Origin of the sequence: Paraburkholderia eburnea, from assembly GCF_002917095.1 — a bacterium.
GTDB lineage: Bacteria > Pseudomonadota > Gammaproteobacteria > Burkholderiales > Burkholderiaceae > Paraburkholderia > Paraburkholderia eburnea.
The window spans coordinates 1-15,839 of the sequence record NZ_PQGA01000009.1; the positions used below are offsets into that span (position 1 = coordinate 1).

At 61.8% G+C, this 15,839-nt stretch carries 12 protein-coding genes and 1 pseudogene; 6 read left to right on the forward strand and 7 right to left on the reverse strand.

Annotation, left to right across the window (positions count from 1 at the left end; all coding sequences use genetic code 11):
• The 5 genes and pseudogenes from B0G62_RS32255 to B0G62_RS31945 all read right to left on the reverse strand — a co-directional run.
• A pseudogene (locus B0G62_RS32255) lies at positions 1-230 on the reverse strand (hypothetical protein); the annotation flags it as partial.
• Positions 231-758: 528 nt separating this feature from the next.
• On the reverse strand, positions 759-1,811 hold the full coding sequence (locus tag B0G62_RS17280) for a ParB/RepB/Spo0J family partition protein (protein WP_103705445.1): 1,053 nt from the start codon (positions 1,809-1,811) through the stop codon (positions 759-761).
• Entirely contained in the window at positions 1,801-2,484 is a 684-nt protein-coding gene (parA, locus tag B0G62_RS17285; RefSeq protein WP_103705446.1) for a ParA family partition ATPase, read from the reverse strand. Before parA ends, B0G62_RS17280 begins: the two co-directional genes overlap by 11 nt.
• A gap of 933 nt (positions 2,485-3,417) precedes the next feature.
• Positions 3,418-4,794 carry a replication initiation protein gene (locus B0G62_RS17290; protein ID WP_103705447.1) on the reverse strand — a complete coding sequence of 459 codons (1,377 nt, stop codon included), beginning with the start codon at positions 4,792-4,794 and terminating at the stop codon, positions 3,418-3,420.
• A 1,476-nt stretch (positions 4,795-6,270) separates the two neighbouring features.
• Positions 6,271-6,843, reverse strand: coding sequence for a hypothetical protein (locus B0G62_RS31945; protein WP_181315607.1), 573 nt, complete (start codon positions 6,841-6,843; stop codon positions 6,271-6,273).
• 173 nt (positions 6,844-7,016) lie between these two features.
• Here B0G62_RS31945 and B0G62_RS17300 point away from each other — a divergent pair, with 173 nt between their 5' ends.
• From B0G62_RS17300 to B0G62_RS17320, 5 genes are all read left to right on the forward strand, one after another.
• A complete protein-coding gene (locus B0G62_RS17300) occupies positions 7,017-8,612 on the forward strand; it encodes a sensor histidine kinase (RefSeq protein ID WP_103705448.1) in 1,596 nt (531 codons plus the stop codon).
• Positions 8,609-9,298 (forward strand): response regulator transcription factor, encoded by a 690-nt coding sequence (locus B0G62_RS17305; RefSeq protein ID WP_103705449.1) that lies wholly within the window; start codon positions 8,609-8,611, stop codon positions 9,296-9,298. Before B0G62_RS17300 ends, B0G62_RS17305 begins: the two co-directional genes overlap by 4 nt.
• Positions 9,299-9,443: 145 nt before the next feature.
• Entirely contained in the window at positions 9,444-10,118 is a 675-nt protein-coding gene (locus tag B0G62_RS17310) for a response regulator transcription factor (RefSeq protein WP_181315608.1), read from the forward strand.
• A gap of 59 nt (positions 10,119-10,177) precedes the next feature.
• Positions 10,178-11,581 carry a sensor histidine kinase gene (locus tag B0G62_RS17315; protein WP_103705626.1) on the forward strand — a complete coding sequence of 468 codons (1,404 nt, stop codon included), beginning with the start codon at positions 10,178-10,180 and terminating at the stop codon, positions 11,579-11,581.
• A gap of 53 nt (positions 11,582-11,634) precedes the next feature.
• On the forward strand, positions 11,635-12,348 hold the full coding sequence (locus tag B0G62_RS17320) for a response regulator transcription factor (RefSeq protein WP_103705627.1): 714 nt from the start codon (positions 11,635-11,637) through the stop codon (positions 12,346-12,348).
• Between the two features lie 196 nt (positions 12,349-12,544).
• On the opposite strand, the gene B0G62_RS17325 is transcribed toward B0G62_RS17320, so the two are convergent.
• Positions 12,545-12,826, reverse strand: coding sequence for a DUF4148 domain-containing protein (locus tag B0G62_RS17325; protein ID WP_181315606.1), 282 nt, complete (start codon positions 12,824-12,826; stop codon positions 12,545-12,547).
• A gap of 301 nt (positions 12,827-13,127) precedes the next feature.
• Between B0G62_RS17325 and B0G62_RS17330 the strand changes: the two genes are divergently transcribed.
• Positions 13,128-14,087, forward strand: a complete 960-nt coding sequence (locus B0G62_RS17330) for a sulfonate ABC transporter substrate-binding protein (protein WP_103705451.1) — start codon at positions 13,128-13,130, stop codon at positions 14,085-14,087.
• Positions 14,088-14,100: 13 nt separating this feature from the next.
• Here the strand turns inward: B0G62_RS17330 and B0G62_RS17335 are convergent, their stop codons facing one another.
• Positions 14,101-15,804, reverse strand: a complete 1,704-nt coding sequence (locus tag B0G62_RS17335) for a purple acid phosphatase family protein (RefSeq protein ID WP_103705452.1) — start codon at positions 15,802-15,804, stop codon at positions 14,101-14,103.
• Positions 15,805-15,839: the final 35 nt, after the last annotated feature.

Below are 15,839 nucleotides of genomic sequence, written 5' to 3' on the forward strand. Positions count from 1 at the left end.
TTGTAGGCGCCGCGCAGCTTGAACGAGAACACGGGCTGGTTGTCCTCGCGCTTGAGCAGGACCGTGTTGCGCAGGCGGGCGGAGAGATTCGGTGCGCGCTCGAGTTCGGTCTCGCGGGCGGCGTCGTAGACGCGGGCGGTGAGAGTCAGGCGGAGATAGTCGGTCTGCTGCGCTTTTTTTGTTTCAGCGCGCGTTTCGGCTCCTGCGGTACGGCTCGTTTGGACCTGCATGACGGCTCCTGTGCTGTCTCTTTTTTGAGCCCAGGAAGCGGAGACAAAAAACCCGCCTCGTGGGGCGGGTTGTTGTCGTTTCTACCAGACGTACGCTAACCCACCATTCGATGAATGGTGATAATAATCAGCGTAATCGGGCAGTAACGGGTGTTCATTCCTACAAGGATGGCGTAGCTGACGGGAATTGTCAATTCGCTGTATTTCAACCTAATTGTTCTTATAACTACAAATTACATTTTGAATAGTACGATTTTGGTGGCTTTAGTGATCACTGCGTCGCACACTCGCCTGAACACCGTGGAAACCTGCTCGCAAACGAGTGCATGCGTGAAACATTCTAGGTTAGAGCACTCAAACCATTGATTAATATAGATTTTTGCTGAATACCTTTCAGATTATCTATGTTTCACGGTTTCGACCCCAGCGCCCCCTCTGCACACTGTTTCGCGCAGTTTGACACCAAAAACTAAGGGCAGGCGCTCCTAAAAGCCCTGCCCTCTTCGCTTCTAAAAACTGTCCTGCGCTTTAGTTGGCCACCGTCGTTTCCATTTCGGCCGCCCACTCGTCGATCACGGCTTTCATTCGCTCGGCCAGACGCTGCTGATCCGCCGCCGCAATGCCCTTGAGGTTCAATTCGGCACGGCCATCACCGAATAGCTTGAGTTCACCCAGTGCAATGCCATCCGGACGATTGAACTGCACGCGCGACTGATAGTGCGTGCGGCGCGGGCCGATACGACGGGCACCCGCCTCAGCCGACGCAGCGGCCTCGAGCTTGCGCACGCTCGCCTTCCCTTCGATCACCTGTTCGAGCCAATGCTCGGCGACGGTCGCGCCAGCTCGATCGAAGATCAGCTTGATGTTATAGGCGTGACCGAGACCGACTTCCTTGCGATTCTGCGCCATGCGCTGCAAAAGATAGGGCGGCAGCGACGTCAGAGAAATCACCTTGCTGATGTGCTTCGGATCTTCGCTGACTGCCACGCCCAACTCGACCTGATCGACGTACACGCCATCGTCCAGGAGCTTCTTCCACGCGAGCGCGTCATCGAAAACGGTCTGCTCCTCGCGTTCCTTGTTCGCGTGATACGCGCGCAGATAGAGGTTCTGATTATCGAGACCGTCGCGGACATCGGCGTCAATGTATTTGTCGCCGCGCGAGCGCGCCGCACGAATACGGCGCTCGCCGTCGACAATCACCAGTTTGCCGGGAAACTCCGCAAGCCGCGTCACGAGAATCGGCGTGATCTGGCCTTGTTTGTCGAAGCTGTCGGCGAGTTCGTCGATCGTTTCCGCGCTGTAGAACGCGCGCGGGTTGTACGGATTCGAGACAACGTCTTCAACGGGAATCCGCGCGACGGTATGCGTCGTTGCGTTGACCGGCGCATCGGACGCGATTGCAGCGGCGGCCGTCTGGGCTATTGATGCAACTGGCGCAACGTCAGCAAGCGTCACCACCGCTGCATCGCGCTGCGCGATGCCGACAATATCGCCATCGGCCAGACGCTCCTCTGCCGACGCGCGTTCGACGGCCATCCCCGCGCGAACCTTGCTGGTGAAATTCAGCTTAGTTGCCATCAACGACCTCTTCTTCCTGAACGAGCGCAATGATTTCGTTATAAACCGCGGCGATTTCGTCCTTGGCCACCTTCACGCCACGCACACCTTTCACGTCGAAAACAGTCCGGCCAAGCGCCGCTGCCTGACGATAAAGCTCGCGTTGCTTGACCGTTGACGCGAGCACGCGGACATTGCTTTCCGCCAGGATCGCACTCATTTGCGAGTGCAGGAGCGTCTTCGAATTCGATTTATTCAGCAAAATTGCGAATTTACCGGCAGGATTCGCGACACGCGTACGCTCGACTAACTCCATCATCCCTTCGCTACTCCAGATATCGATGGGCGAAGCGTCGGTTGGGATGACGGTTGCATCGGCAACGGCGAGAACGCGAGCAGTCGTCAGGTCATTGATGTTCGGCGGGCAATCAACGATCACGACGTCGTAGTCGTTCGCCAATGCGGCAATTTCAGGGCCGATCATTTTTTCGAGCTTGTTGATGCTGCCTACGCGAAACGGAAGGGGGGTTTCCGGCCCAGCCGCCGCACACCAGCTCATGCACGATTGCTGGCCGTCCGCATCAGCAACATAGACTTTGTAGCCTTCAGACTGAAACGCACCAGCCAGATTCATGCTGGTGGTCGTCTTGCCTACCCCGCCCTTTTGGTTCGCTACCGCGATGACCAGTCCCATTCGTTTCTCCATGCAATATTCAACGGTGGAGACATCTTCACGCGCACTCTCCACGTGGAGACTCTCCAATGAGTCAACTGGCAGTCTAGCGACAACTTAAAGTAAATTCTAGCTTTAGCTCTGAAATCGTTGCTGGTTGACCACCAAATAGCCATCTGGACGAGGCGGGGCTATGGCGTGAAGGTCACGAAACCGATGTTTTTGCGAGCTACGCGGACTCTTCACGTGGAAAGTTGGTTCACGTCCTTGCTAGCTAGACCTGCGCGTCATTCCCCACTCGATGATACCGATCGCATCAATGAAGATCGTGGTGGTGAAAATTTCGCTTTAGATGCGAATACCTGCTGCTTCAGCCATCTCTGATGACGGTAGAAGCTCACACTCAGCACTTCCAGTCTCCACGTGGAGAAAGCGTCATGTGGCAGCGCATCGTGACTTATGGTCGTTGGTGGTCACTGTCCAGTGGCAGGCAAGAAATATTTCAGCAAAAAAATCGACGGAGAATGTGGGTCAACCATTCTCCACGTGGAGACTGCGAGACATTAATTGCGCGGGGCAGCGTGGCTAAACGGCAGGGCAACGAAACTCGAACTACCGCTCAAAGATCATGCAGCGCAGGACAATTGACGAAACCCTACGCGAGATGCCGCGCCTGATCCTCAACTGCCCAAACACTGGCCGCAAAGCACACATCCAATTAGCTCAAAGCCAGACCCTGCCAATCTCCACGTGGAGATCCGCATCTGGCATCAAAAAACAAGAGGGAAACCCTAGCGCCGTGACTCACATTCAGTCGAGCCAGGAAATCGAAATCGGGAATGCTGCCAGATCTCACCAGTCTGGCAGTATCCCGAAGTATGCAGAAGATATATGACGCGAAATTTACCTATGTTTTTATAATCGGCAAATTTCAACAGAAGGGCGACTCGCGCGTTATTCCTCGCGAGACTTGAACGCCAGTTCGACGTCGCCGCCGACTCCGAGCGCATCGCCTGCCGGCGCCTGTTGACCGCTCAGCAGGAATTCGAGCAGATCGGCGGCCGTCGGCTGACCCCAGGTGTCCAGTACGACCCAACGGAAAAAGTTCGTCGAGGCCATCTTGCTCGGCACCTTCGAGGTCGACACCTTGAGCTTGTCCATCCCGACCGTCTCGTTGTAACGCTTGATAAGCGCCGTCTGGTCGTCGTATTCGAGTTCGTTGAAGTACGAACGCGCCTCGGCGATCTTTGCCGCAATGTAGCGGTCCTGCACCTGGTCCTGACTTTCGCGCGCCTTGCCCGCGTCGGCGTTCGCACTGGCCGCCGCATTGGCGCCGGGGAGTTGATAGCCCTGCATGAGTGCCTTGCGGAAATACGCGGCCACGTTGGCTAGCGGCGCGGCATTCTTCTGCGCGACGCGCGCGGCTGTGTAGGCCACCGCCGTGCGGATTTTCTCGTCCCCGTATTGCTTGAGCAGACGGCGTGCTTCCGACACCGGAATGCTGAACTTCGCCATCTCGCCGATCAACAGGGTGTCATTGGCGCGCAGTTCCTGCGACGGGTCGGTCTCCGGCTTGCGTGTCACGCGAAACTGCAGCGCGACCACCGAGCGGCCGACCTTGTGCTCGATGAGTTCGAAGTTGTGATCCGAGATCTCGTTGACTTCCTTGATGCACGGCACGAGCACGCGACTCTTGAATTGCTTGTACAGCTTGTACGATTGCGCCGAAGTGTCCTGACCCAGAATCAGATCGCGCAGCGTCGCCAGCGGGAAGCGCGCCGTCACGCCCACCGCTTCGTAGCGCACGACGTTCTCCCATAGCGCGAGCGAGTGCGCCTTGCGGAATTGACGCGTGATCCGCATGTCGATCATCGCGTAGATTTCCGGATTCAGAAGCTCGCCGCGAATCTGTTCGGAGAACGTATAACGCAGCACGGATCGTTCGAGCTCCGCCCCCGCGAGCAGACCCGAGGCCTTCCAGATGCTGCGCTTATCCTGCGTGAGATAGTCCCAGTTGACGACCGTGCTGATGAGCGAGTTGATCGTTTCCTTGACGTATTCAGTGTTGTTGCTGTTCAGATCGACGTCCTGCGAAAGGGCGGAGATCGTGATCTCGAACGACGAGCGGCCCTGCTCGAGGGAATCCTGGCGGATTGCGTTCTTGATCAGCGAACTGAACATCTTGCGCTGCTGAAGGCTGATCGATCCGGATTTCGGCGCGATGTGAATCGCGGGAACCGCCTTTCGGAATAGATCGGGGGGCTGGCCTTGCTGAAATACGAGTGCACCTTGCTTGTCGGCGTCGCCGGCGTCGGCCTTTTTTCTTGCCATATGACCCACGTAAAAGGGAACCTGGTCGGTTGGTAACTGTATACCAAGCGAACAGGTGACTCAAGCGCGCCGAGATGTCAGTGCGCAGGCACGACACCAACAGCGGGAAAAGTTGACAGTCGGAGGCCTCGCAGCGCGTGTGAGCCACCGAAGCAGGGCGCTCATGTTTCAGCGAGGCGCTTCCACGCCAGCCCATAACCCGTGACCTTTACTCGAATCAGCTGAAAAAATCTCCCATATTGAGTGACCTTTTGGCAAAAATGTGAGCACTCACTCTCATCTTAGTTACCCACAGGTACCCAGTGATGGGATTTATCGCCAATAGGAGCGTGTGGCGAGCACGAGGGCCAATCACCCCGAAAACATCCCATGGGCAGTGACCTTCATCTGATCCCATAAGCGGGAACCTCCGAACACCTTGATTCCAAGGGTCTTTAGCGAGCGCGCCAAAAAAATCCACCATAAAGCGTGACCTTTCTGGTCCCCCATAACTCGTTACCCTGCCAACAGCGGATGTCCGTCCGATAAGTCTTTGCTTGAAGTCTCTGTGCCCAGGCTGCGCGGTTACCTCCCGAACGTATCAAGCGGATGCACCACAACCGGTTACCCACGCTATCTCCCATAAGCGGAGACCTCAAGAAGAAGAAATCGTCTCGTTTGAGCAGCAGAGAGCCCTCCAGCAACCCATATTCGGGTACCTACAAAGTTTCCCATAGACGGGAACCTCAGCCCCTTTCGGCAATTTTTCCCATACCGGGCGACCTTTTTCCCATATCCACAGTCCTGAATCCCCATCCTCGGATACCGAAATCCCATATCCACAACCCCGCGCTCCCATACCCGGTACCCAAGGCCCCATAACATGCCACCAAATCGACCGCAAACCCTTGTCCAGCAAGGCTTCCAGCCGGCTAAAGGTTTACTAAAGGTTCTAAAGCGTATTTGGTAAACACTCAAACTACGTGTCCGATGAGAGAGACCGCTCCCAAAACCGGGACCCTTTGCGTATGTAAGTGGTCACCAACATTCATGATCCCACTTCTGGTGACCTATCCGAGCTTGCTTATCCCGAAGGTTCCCACTAACGGAGACCTATCCCGAGATATTTGATAAGCCACATCAAGATTAAGCACTAACTGTATGATTTTTATAGTGTACGTGCTAGTAGGTGACGAAATATGGGACAAAGTCATGTGACTCAGGTACCCGTTTATGGGACAGCTTTCCTTGATGCGAAACCTGCTGGACGTTTCAGATACCTGGCGCCAGGTAACCTCAATTCCGTCTGAACAGCATCTATGAATGCCGGGCAGAGGGTTGTAGGTCCGTTTCCGGGTAAGCCCAGGATAGGTCACCGGCTCCCATAACGCGTTACCCAAGAAAGGTCACCGGAAATGGGAAGCCGTCACATCGCGCTTCACAAGGTACACCGCAAAGGCCCAATACGGTGACCTTGCATGGCTTCGAACCCTGGCTTCAGTTCGCCTGAACCTGAACCTGAGCCTGTACGCCGGGCTGCGCCGTCGCCGTTTGATGCGCCAGGCAATCATGCTGATAGAGCGCACCTAAACGCTGCTGGGCGGCTTCCAGGTCGGACGGATAATCGTTGTCCACCTCGTGCTCCCGGTAGCCCACCAGCGAGAGATCCTTGAGTTCCTGCATAAGCTCGCCATGCGTGACCTCATGGGCGGGCCTGACAAACGGATAGCGATGACATGCGCGCTGCGACAGATGAGGCGCAGCAAATGCGCTGATGCTCACGGCGCCGAGAAGAGGAATCAATGCGAACCTGGCCCAACGCTTCATGGTGACCTCCGATTTGTTCTGGACCGACCGGATCGGCCCGTGGATGAAATGCCGGCGTGGTTGCCGACGGAGATCGAGAATAAGCAGCCGGTCGATGCGCGAAACGCTCACCAGCATGAAAGAACTGTCATCGACGATGCCGATCGTTGCGCCCGCACTCATCTGCGCCCATCGCCTCCCCTCGCTTCGCATCAACCCAAATTGACAAACTGTCAGCGTGGCGTCAACGGACGGTAAGAACATGACCCCCTCTTCATCGCCGTGATGCCGTTTGGGCAAGTGCCGCGCTCTATCATGGCCAGGCACGCGCGCAATCATGGCGCGCCTGCGCCCAACGAGGAAAGGTCACCGAGGAAGGTCATGTCAGTCAGCGAAATCCCGACGCAACTGCGCGAGCATCCGGCGCGAGGCACGCCATGAACCTGCCCGGTTGGGTCGCGGGGCGTCTCGGGGCCTTCGTGCCGGAGGCGGCAGAGGTGGCCGAGCCACCCGCGTCGCGGGACACTGATGCGGCACGCGCGACAGCGGCCGGGCTTGGCCACGAGCGCTGGAAGACCACGACCTTCCGCTGGTTCGCGGCCTACGCGGCGGTGTTCTCGGTGTCCTTCATGGTGCTGCTCGGCTTTATCGAATATTCGGTGACCCACGCGATGCTGCGCGAGACCGACAGCGGCCTGCGCTGGCAACTGCGCTATTTCGATTCACGCGATGACGCGACGCTGGGCGCCGCCATTGCCGCACGCCTGCACCGGGAAAACCGTCAGCAGAACTTCTACGGCCTGTTCAGCGCCGATGGCCGCTGGCTGGCCGGCGACATCCACGCCTTGCCCGCGCGCCTCGCCCTGGACCCCTGGGGCCGCTCGCACAAGCACGCGAGCGGTCAAACCCTGATGCTCGACACCATCGCCGTACCCGCGCCCCGGACGGCGCTGCGCGCGATGGGCGAAATCCGCGCCGACGGCTCGCGCCTCGTCGTCGCGCGCACGCTTTCCGACGTGCGCCATGTCCACGGCGAACTGCTCAAGGCGCTGTTCGGCGGCGGTCTGCTGTGCCTGTGCGGCAGTCTCTGCGCCGGGCTGCTGCTGAGCATGCGACAGATCCGGCGCGTCGCCCAGATTCGCCGCGTAACCGCACGCATCGCCGACGGCGAACTCGGCGAACGGCTGCCCGTGGTGGGCCGCGACGAACTCGACATGCTGGCCGATCTCGTGAACCGCATGCTCGATGAAGTCGAGCACCTGATCGGCGAAGTCAAGAGCGCCTGCGACGGCATCGCGCACGATCTGCGCACACCGCTCACGCGGCTGCGCTTGCGCCTCTCGCACGCCGCCGACACCCTGCAGCGCCGCGGCGAGCCCGCCGTAGCCGGCCTGATCGAGAGCGCGCGCGATGAAGCCGACACGGTCCTCGAACGCTTTGCGGCGCTGCTGCGTATTTCGGAGATCGGCGCGATCAAGCGGCGCAGCGCGTTTGCGCAGGTGGTGCTGCCCGAAGTCGTGACCGAGCTTTGCGACCTCTACGCGCCGCTGGCGGAGGACAAGGCGATCGAGTTGCGAGTCGACCACAGCGCCGATTCAACCGGATGCCCGCCGATCCACGCCGACCGCGCGTTGCTTTTTGAAGCCTTCAGCAATCTGCTCGACAACGCCATCAAGTTCGCGCCGCCCGGCGGCGTGGTGCGCGTCGCGCTCCACGCGACACCCGCGGGCGCGCGGTTCAGCGTTACGGACAACGGCCCCGGCATCGCGCCCGCCGAGCGCCGCGCCGTGCTGGGCCGCTATTACCGCAGCGACGCGGCGCGGCACGTCCCGGGCACGGGCCTGGGGCTTGGCATCGTCGCGGCGGTGCTGCGACTGCACGACTTTCGCCTCGCAATCGGCGACGCCGCCGATATCGACAAGACCGGGGACGAAACCGGCGACGAAAGCACCAAAAAAACAATCACCACGGGCACCACCGTCACCATCGACTGCTGGCCTTCACACGCCCGGCCTACCACGCGCTATCAATGAGAGTTCTGCTGTGCTCCTCCTCCGACGCGGAGCGGAGCTATCTATACAAGGCGCTGAGCGAGAGCCTCAACAGCGTCGAGGTTGTCGACAACCTCTCCTATGCGGTCTATCTCGCCTCGCATGAGCCGTTCGACACGGTGATCCTGTGCGCAGGCGGCGCGCACGCGCACGACGGTCTCGCCGAGGCGCTCGCCTCGTTCACGCGCCTGCCCGACGCCCCCGCCGTGGTGATCGCGCTCACGCGCGCCACGCCCGCCGACTGCGCGCGCCTGCTGCGTGCGGGTGCCGATGCCTGCTTCGTGCAGCCCTGGTCGGTGCTCGAAATCCAGGAGCGCATGCTCGCGCTGCGCCGCACCGCGCTTGCCCAGGCGCGGCCCGCACTCGCACGGCTCGACCCGCTCACGCGCGACCTCGTCGAGCAGGACCGCCGCATCTCGTTGACCACACGCGAATATCTGCTGGTCGAATGTCTGCTGCGTCACGCCAATGCGCCCGTCGCGCGCGAGCAGTTGATCCGCTACGCGTGGCCCGAGAAAGGCGATGTCGAACCGTCGAGCGTCAACCTCGTGGTCTCGCGCCTGCGCCGCAAGTTCATCACGCACGGCGCGCGCACCCGGATCGAGACGATCAACCGCTATGGCTACCAGCTCGATTTGCGCGCCGACCCATCAGGACCGCTTCCGTAAGCCCTTTGCAAGTGTGTGAAGCATTTGTAAACCTAAATTTAATTTCATGACAGCTAGAGCGGCACAGCGGCCTTACGACGGTAAACTTGCTTTCCTGGTGAGGCGGCGCAAGTGACGCGCGGCGGAGTGCGAGGAAATGAGTCAGGTGCGCGTATTGACGGTGGAAGACGATGCCGTCACAGCCAATGAAATTGTCAATGAATTAACGCAGCGCGGTTTCGTCGTCGACTGGGTCGACAACGGCCGCGACGGCATGGCGCGCGCGATGAGCGACGAGTACGACGCCATCACGCTCGACCGTATGCTGCCGGGCGTCGACGGTTTGTCGATCCTGACCGCCATGCGCACGGTCGGCATCCAGACGCCGGTGCTGATGCTAAGCGCACTGGGCGACGTCGACGAGCGCGTGCGCGGCCTGCGCGCGGGCGGCGACGACTATCTCACCAAGCCCTTCGATCCGGAGGAACTGACCGCGCGCCTCGAAGTGCTGCTGCGCCGCCGTCAGGCCGCCACGGTGGCGCGCGAAACGGCGCTGCGCGTGGGGCCGCTCGAACTCGACCTCATCTCGCGCAAGGTGCGCCGCGACGGCGAGGAAGTGGCGCTCCTGCCCACCGAATACCGCGTGCTCGAATTCATGATGCGCCACGCGGGCAAGACCATCACGCGCACCATGCTGTTCGAAGCCGTGTGGGGCTACCACTTCGATCCGGGCACCAACCTGATCGACGTGCATATGGGCCGCCTGCGCAAGAAGATCGATCCGCCGGGCGTGCCGCCGCTGATCCAGACGGTGCGCGGCTCCGGCTACATTCTCGGATAAACCGCGTGTCGAGCCGTCCGCATCCGCCTTCCGCGCCCTCCGCATCCAGCGCGCCCGCGCTGCCGCGCCGCCGCTGGCACACCACCACGTTCCGCTGGCTGTGCGCCTACACCGCGCTGTTCGGCGTGGTCCTCACCCTGCTCGTGGGCTTCATCGCCTGGAGCGCCACCCGTTCGATCGAGCGCGACACCGATACGATCATGGGCTGGCAGCTCATCTACTTCGATTCGATTCCCGATGCGCAACTGCCCGACGCGATCTATCAGCGCCTCGAGCACGAACGCATGCACGTGAACTACTACGGTGTCTTTACGGCCGATGGCCGCTACGTGGCCGGCGACCTGCTCGAAGCCCCGTCGAGCATCACCTACGACCGCGTGGGCTGCACGCTCGAACACACGCTCACGCTGCGCGACCGTGTGCAGTCGCCGATCGTGCGCGCGATGGGCGAAGTGCGGCCCAATGGTATGCATCTCGTGGTCGCGCGCGACATGACCAACGTGCTGCAGATCCGCGAGTTCATGGTCCGCACGCTCGTGGTCGGCGCGGTGCTCGCCCTGCTGGCGGCGGCAGGCGGCGGTCTCGCGCTCGGCTTGCGGCAGATTCGCCGTGTGCGCGAATTCCGCCGCGTGACCCAATGCATCGCACGCGGCGACCTCGACCAGCGCCTGCCCGTGGGCGGCGACGACGAACTCGACATGCTTGCGCATCTCGTGAACCACATGCTCGACGAAGTCGAGCGCCTGATGGGCGAGGTCAAGGGCGCCTGCGACGGCATCGCGCATGACCTGCGCACGCCGCTCGTGCATCTGCACACGCTGCTCGCGCGCATCGCCGAGCGCGAGAGCCTGCGCGCCGACGCCGAAGGCGCGGACATGATGGAGCGCGCGCGCACCGAAACCGGCCAGTTGCTCGAACGCTTTCGCGCGATGCTGCGCATCTCCGAGATCGGCACCTTGCATCGGCGCGGCGGCTTCGCGACGGTCGATCTGCGCGAACTGGTCGATGAACTGGCCGAGCTTTACGAACCGCTCGCGGAAAGCCGCGAAATCGACTGGCGCGTGAAAACCGAAGCCGTGAGCGAAATTCACGGTGATCGCGCGCTGCTCTTCGAAGCCTTCAGCAACCTCATCGACAACGCGATCAAATTCGCGCCGCACGGCGGCATCGTCAGCGTGACCTTGAGCGCGACGCCGCTCGGGCCTTTGCTCGCGGTCGCCGATAACGGCCTGGGCATCGCGCCCGCCGAGCGCGCCGCCGTGCTCCAGCGCTTCTATCGCGGCGACGCCGTGCGCCATATCGTTGGCTCGGGCCTGGGATTGAGCGTCGTCGCGGCGGTGATGCGCGTGCATGACTTCACGCTGCGGATCGACGATGCCGTCGATCTCGCCTCTACCCATGCTGCAAATGCAGGCCCCGGCGCGCGCATGAGCGTGCAATGCTGGCCGCGCGCGCTCACCTGAAACAGACAAGTCACTTCATGGCGGGCACGTCGCCACACAAGAATACCGATCCCATGCGCATTCTCCTCATCTCGCCCTGCCACGCCGAAGGCGCCTGGCTGCAAAAGGCCCTGCAGGAAAGCGCCCACAGCCTGCAACGCGCGGAAGAACTGCGCGACGGCCTGTATATCGCGGGCGAAGAGTCGTTCGATGCAGTGATTGCCGTGGCGCTCGACGGCGCCATGCTGCCCGAACTGCTCACGCTCCTGCCCCGCTTCGCTCAGGCGACCAACGGTGCGACCATCATCGCGGTACTCGGCATCGAAGCGAGCGCCCAGGCGCGCTCGCAACTGCTGCGCGCTGGCGCCGACGCGTGTTTCCGCTACCCGTTCTCGTTCATCGAAATGCACGAGCGCATGCTCGCGCTGCTACGCACCGGCCCCACACCGCTCACGCTGGCGGCGCTGACTGCATCGGGTGCGCAAGGCGATGCGTGCGCGCCGCTGCTGGACGCCAGCACGCGCGAGATCGTCGAAGGCGCGCGCCGCGCGGAACTCACGCGCCGCGAATATCTACTGGTCGAATGCCTGCTGCGTCAGCCGAACATGCCCGTGCCGCGCGATCAGATGATCCGCTACGCGTGGCCCGAAAAAGACGATATCGATCCTTCGACCGTGAACCTCGTGGTGTCGCGCCTGCGCCGCAAGCTCGAACGCGAGGCGATCGAAATGCGTATCGAAACCATCAGCCGCTACGGCTATCAACTCACGCTGCCGAAGCACGCGTAACAACCTCAAACGCATCGTCCCCGCATCACCTGAACCAAAGGTAACCGCTTATGGGATTTCAGGTCACATGCGTTTCACGCTTCGTGTACCTGTCGCGAAAAAAAAGCGGCACGCATCGAGCGTGCCGCTTTCGCATGGACCACAACCGTGCGGCTTGCGCCGCGCAAGCGGCGCGACGAGCCTGCAAAACAAGGCCTTAATGCGCGTACAGCGTGGAATTCAGGTACGCGAGCTGGCCATCCTGTTCCGCCTGCACGAGTTCGTGATAGACCTCGGCACGCGTCTTTTGATGCACCGGTTGACCATAAGGCGCTACCCAATTGCCGTTGTCGAACGAGGTGGCCGTATTGTTCATGGCGACCTGGGTGGTGGTGGCCGGCAGGTTGTTCTGCGACGGCGCCGTGTTGGCGTTCTGGGCGAAAGCGGACGTGGTGACAATGGCACCTGCGAAAGCAGCGACGAGCATGAGCGACTTCATGGGAACTATCCTCCAGAGAACGTAATCGTTGGCCGCGTAGGCCAGTTGGCGAATGCGACAGATCGCATCCCGGTATTGAGAGAATAGTTAGGTCAGCCTATCGAACCCGATGCAGGACCATGAAGAAATGTTTAGACAAACGCGAGGAATCGTTGAACAAGCGCTCGCGCCAGGCTGCGCTCCGCTTAGTCCTCACGCTGATTTGAATCGGAAAACTCCATGGTTCGGCTTTGGCGGCGCGCTTCGTAGAATCGGTCGAACCCGATACCTGATACCCGATACCGATTAAAGAACCGATCCCATGAGCACACGCCGCGACTTCCTCAAACTCTCGCTGGGCGCTGCTGCCGCGGCGCTCCCCGCTCTACGTGTTTCCGGCGCGCTGGCGGCCCCCGCGCCGCGTGTGCTGCGCATCGGCAACCAGAAGGGCGCGCTGAGCCTGCTGAAGGGCCGTGGATCGCTCGAAAAGCGCCTGGCGCCGCTAGGTGTCGGCGTCACCTGGACCGAGTTCAACGCGGGCCCCGTGCAACTGGAAGCGCTCAACGTCGGCTCGATCGATTTCGGCGACGTGGGCGACGCGCCGCCCATCTTCGCACAGGCCGCCGGCGCGCCGCTCGCTTACGTGGCGGCGACGCTGCCGCGTCCGCAATCGGAAGCCGTGATCGTGCCGCGCAATTCTGCCTTGCGCGATGTGGCGGATCTCAAGGGCAAACGCGTCGCTTTCAATAAGGGCAGCAACGTGCACTTCTTTCTTGTGCAATTGCTGCGCAAACATGGTCTCGACTACGGCGATATCCATCCCGTGTTCCTGGCCCCGGCCGATGCGCGCGCGGCCTTCGAAAACGGTTCGATCGACGCGTGGGTGATCTGGGACCCGTTCTTTGCGGCGGCGCAGGCGACCCTGGGCGCGCGCGTGCTCGCCGACGCGAGCGGCGTGGACGGCAACCGTGGGTTCTACTTTTCGTCGCAGAACTACGTGCGCCAGAATCCGGATGTGATCCGCATAGTCATCGACGAAATCGTGAAGACCGATGCATGGGGCAAGGCCCATCGCGCGGACTATGCCGCAGAACTTGCGAAGCTCTGGGGCTTGCCCGCGCCGATCGTGCAGCGGGCGGTCGATCGCAACGAGTTCGGCACCGTGACGGTCACGAAGCCGATCCTCGGCGAACAGCAGAAGATCGCCGATACCTTCCTCGAACTGGGTCTCGTGCCCAAACGCGTGGACGTTCTGCAAGCGGCGGCGCCCGGTCTGGCCTGAGCGCCCCTGAGCGTTAGCCGCGCGACTTCGTCAGCGTCACCGTTTCGAAAAGCTCGTAGTTCGGCGTGGGCGTCTGGTCGGCGCCCGGCGCGTGATAGTAGTTCATCGTGATGGTGGTCTTGCCACCGTGCTCGCCCGGGTCCACGTCGAACACGGCAATCCCATAACCGGTACCCGTATCGCGCTGCGCGGACCAGATCGCATCCTCCAGCGCATCCGCGCCGGGCCGCACATAGGACCCCGCTGCAGCGTTGGGCGCCGTGTTCGGAACCGGCCGGTTGGGCTTCGTGAAGATCTGCGCCTGCGGATTGCCGTTGCCGGTATCCACGCCATAGACGTCCAGCGGCGCGCTGGTGCCTCCGCCGCCAAGAATCAGGTGGATGGTGCCGTGGCTCGTGTCGAAGGTGTTGGCGCCCGCCTGGGCGTGCGGCACGGGCTTCGGCTGCAGCGTATCGACCGGCTCGCCCGTTTTCGCATCCACGCCCGCATGATGATTGCAGCCGCGCACCGGATAGCTGCGCTCGTAATCGTGATCGTGGCCGCACACCACCAGATCCACGCCATAGCGGTCGAAGAGCGGCAGCCATGCCTCGCGGATGCCCTTGTCCGAGCCGTTGCCCGTCTTCGATGAACTGAGCGCGTCCTGATGCATCTGCACGACGATCCAGTCGATGTCGTCGTCATGCGACGCATGGTGGAGCGTCTTTTCGAGCCAGCGCGTCTGTTCGCCGTTGCTGTAGCCGCGCACGTAGAACGACGAGCCGGCAGCGACCGGCGCGTTGCCGGTGCTCGCGGCGGGCACGAGCGGCGCGGGGCCGGCGACGAAGGCGGCGGCGTCCTGATAGACCACATCGTCGGCGTCGAGCGAGACAAACAGCACATTGCTCACGCGGAAGCTGTACCAGCGGCCCGCGTAGGGCGTGCCGTTGTCGGGCAGCGTATAGCGCGCGAGATACGAGTTGAGCCCCTGCGGGCCGTTATCGAACTCGATCTCATGATTGCCGGGGCACGGCATCCACGGACGGTTCGACGCCGAGGTCTGGCTGTTGTTCGCGAAGTCGCGCCACACCTCGGTCTGATGCGCGGGGTTCAGGTTCGCGTAGCAGAGGTCGCCGTTGAGCAGGTGAAAAAGCGGCTGGAACCGCTCGACGGCTTCCACGGCGAAGCGGCTTTGCGGCGACGACAGCACCCATCCCGTGTTAGGCGTCGCGAGGTCGCCGTAGCTCGTGAAGCGGAACGCCTTGCGTGAGCGCGGCGCGGTCCTGAAGCCCGCGCTGAACGGGTTGCCAGCGTGGCTGTCGTTGTCGGCGGTGACTTCGTAGCGATAGGACGTGTCCGCGTGCAGGCCGGTGAGGCGCGCGTGATAGGTGAACACGACCACGCCCGTGAGGCCGTCCGTATAGGTGCGCTGGATCGCGTCGACGCGCTCGCGGCGGCCACGTTCCGGGCTGTAGGTCACGCGCGGATGCGTGGCGGCGGCGAGCGACGCCCACGAGACCACGACTTCGCTCGTCGGGTCCGCGCCCCAGGTGAGGTGGATCTGCTCGGGCGTGCCGTCGGGCGTCGCCGTGTCGGCTCTCGCGACGCCGCTGAGGGCCGCGGCGGCGCCTGCCGCACCCGCGAAGCCGGACGCGCCCGCGAGCTTCAGAAAGCCACGGCGGGAAACGCCGCTGGCGGTGCCGGCAAACGGTGCCTCGGGAATATTCTTCTTCGTCATGTCGAATCGCCTCGTGACTGGACAGCGCGATCGCG

What these genes read in the sequence shown, in the direction of transcription:
- B0G62_RS17280 (WP_103705445.1), bottom strand. Translation starts at nt 1,811, where the DNA reads ATGGCAACTAAGCTGAATTTCACCAGCAAGGTTCGCGCGGGGATGGCC.
- parA (WP_103705446.1), bottom strand. Translation starts at nt 2,484, where the DNA reads ATGGGACTGGTCATCGCGGTAGCGAACCAAAAGGGCGGGGTAGGCAAG.
- B0G62_RS17290 (WP_103705447.1), bottom strand. Translation starts at nt 4,794, where the DNA reads ATGGCAAGAAAAAAGGCCGACGCCGGCGACGCCGACAAGCAAGGTGCA.
- B0G62_RS31945 (WP_181315607.1), bottom strand. Translation starts at nt 6,843, where the DNA reads ATGTTCTTACCGTCCGTTGACGCCACGCTGACAGTTTGTCAATTTGGG.
- B0G62_RS17300 (WP_103705448.1), top strand. Translation starts at nt 7,017, where the DNA reads ATGAACCTGCCCGGTTGGGTCGCGGGGCGTCTCGGGGCCTTCGTGCCG.
- B0G62_RS17305 (WP_103705449.1), top strand. Translation starts at nt 8,609, where the DNA reads ATGAGAGTTCTGCTGTGCTCCTCCTCCGACGCGGAGCGGAGCTATCTA.
- B0G62_RS17320 (WP_103705627.1), top strand. Translation starts at nt 11,635, where the DNA reads ATGCGCATTCTCCTCATCTCGCCCTGCCACGCCGAAGGCGCCTGGCTG.
- B0G62_RS17325 (WP_181315606.1), bottom strand. Translation starts at nt 12,826, where the DNA reads ATGAAGTCGCTCATGCTCGTCGCTGCTTTCGCAGGTGCCATTGTCACC.
- B0G62_RS17330 (WP_103705451.1), top strand. Translation starts at nt 13,128, where the DNA reads ATGAGCACACGCCGCGACTTCCTCAAACTCTCGCTGGGCGCTGCTGCC.
- B0G62_RS17335 (WP_103705452.1), bottom strand. Translation starts at nt 15,804, where the DNA reads ATGACGAAGAAGAATATTCCCGAGGCACCGTTTGCCGGCACCGCCAGC.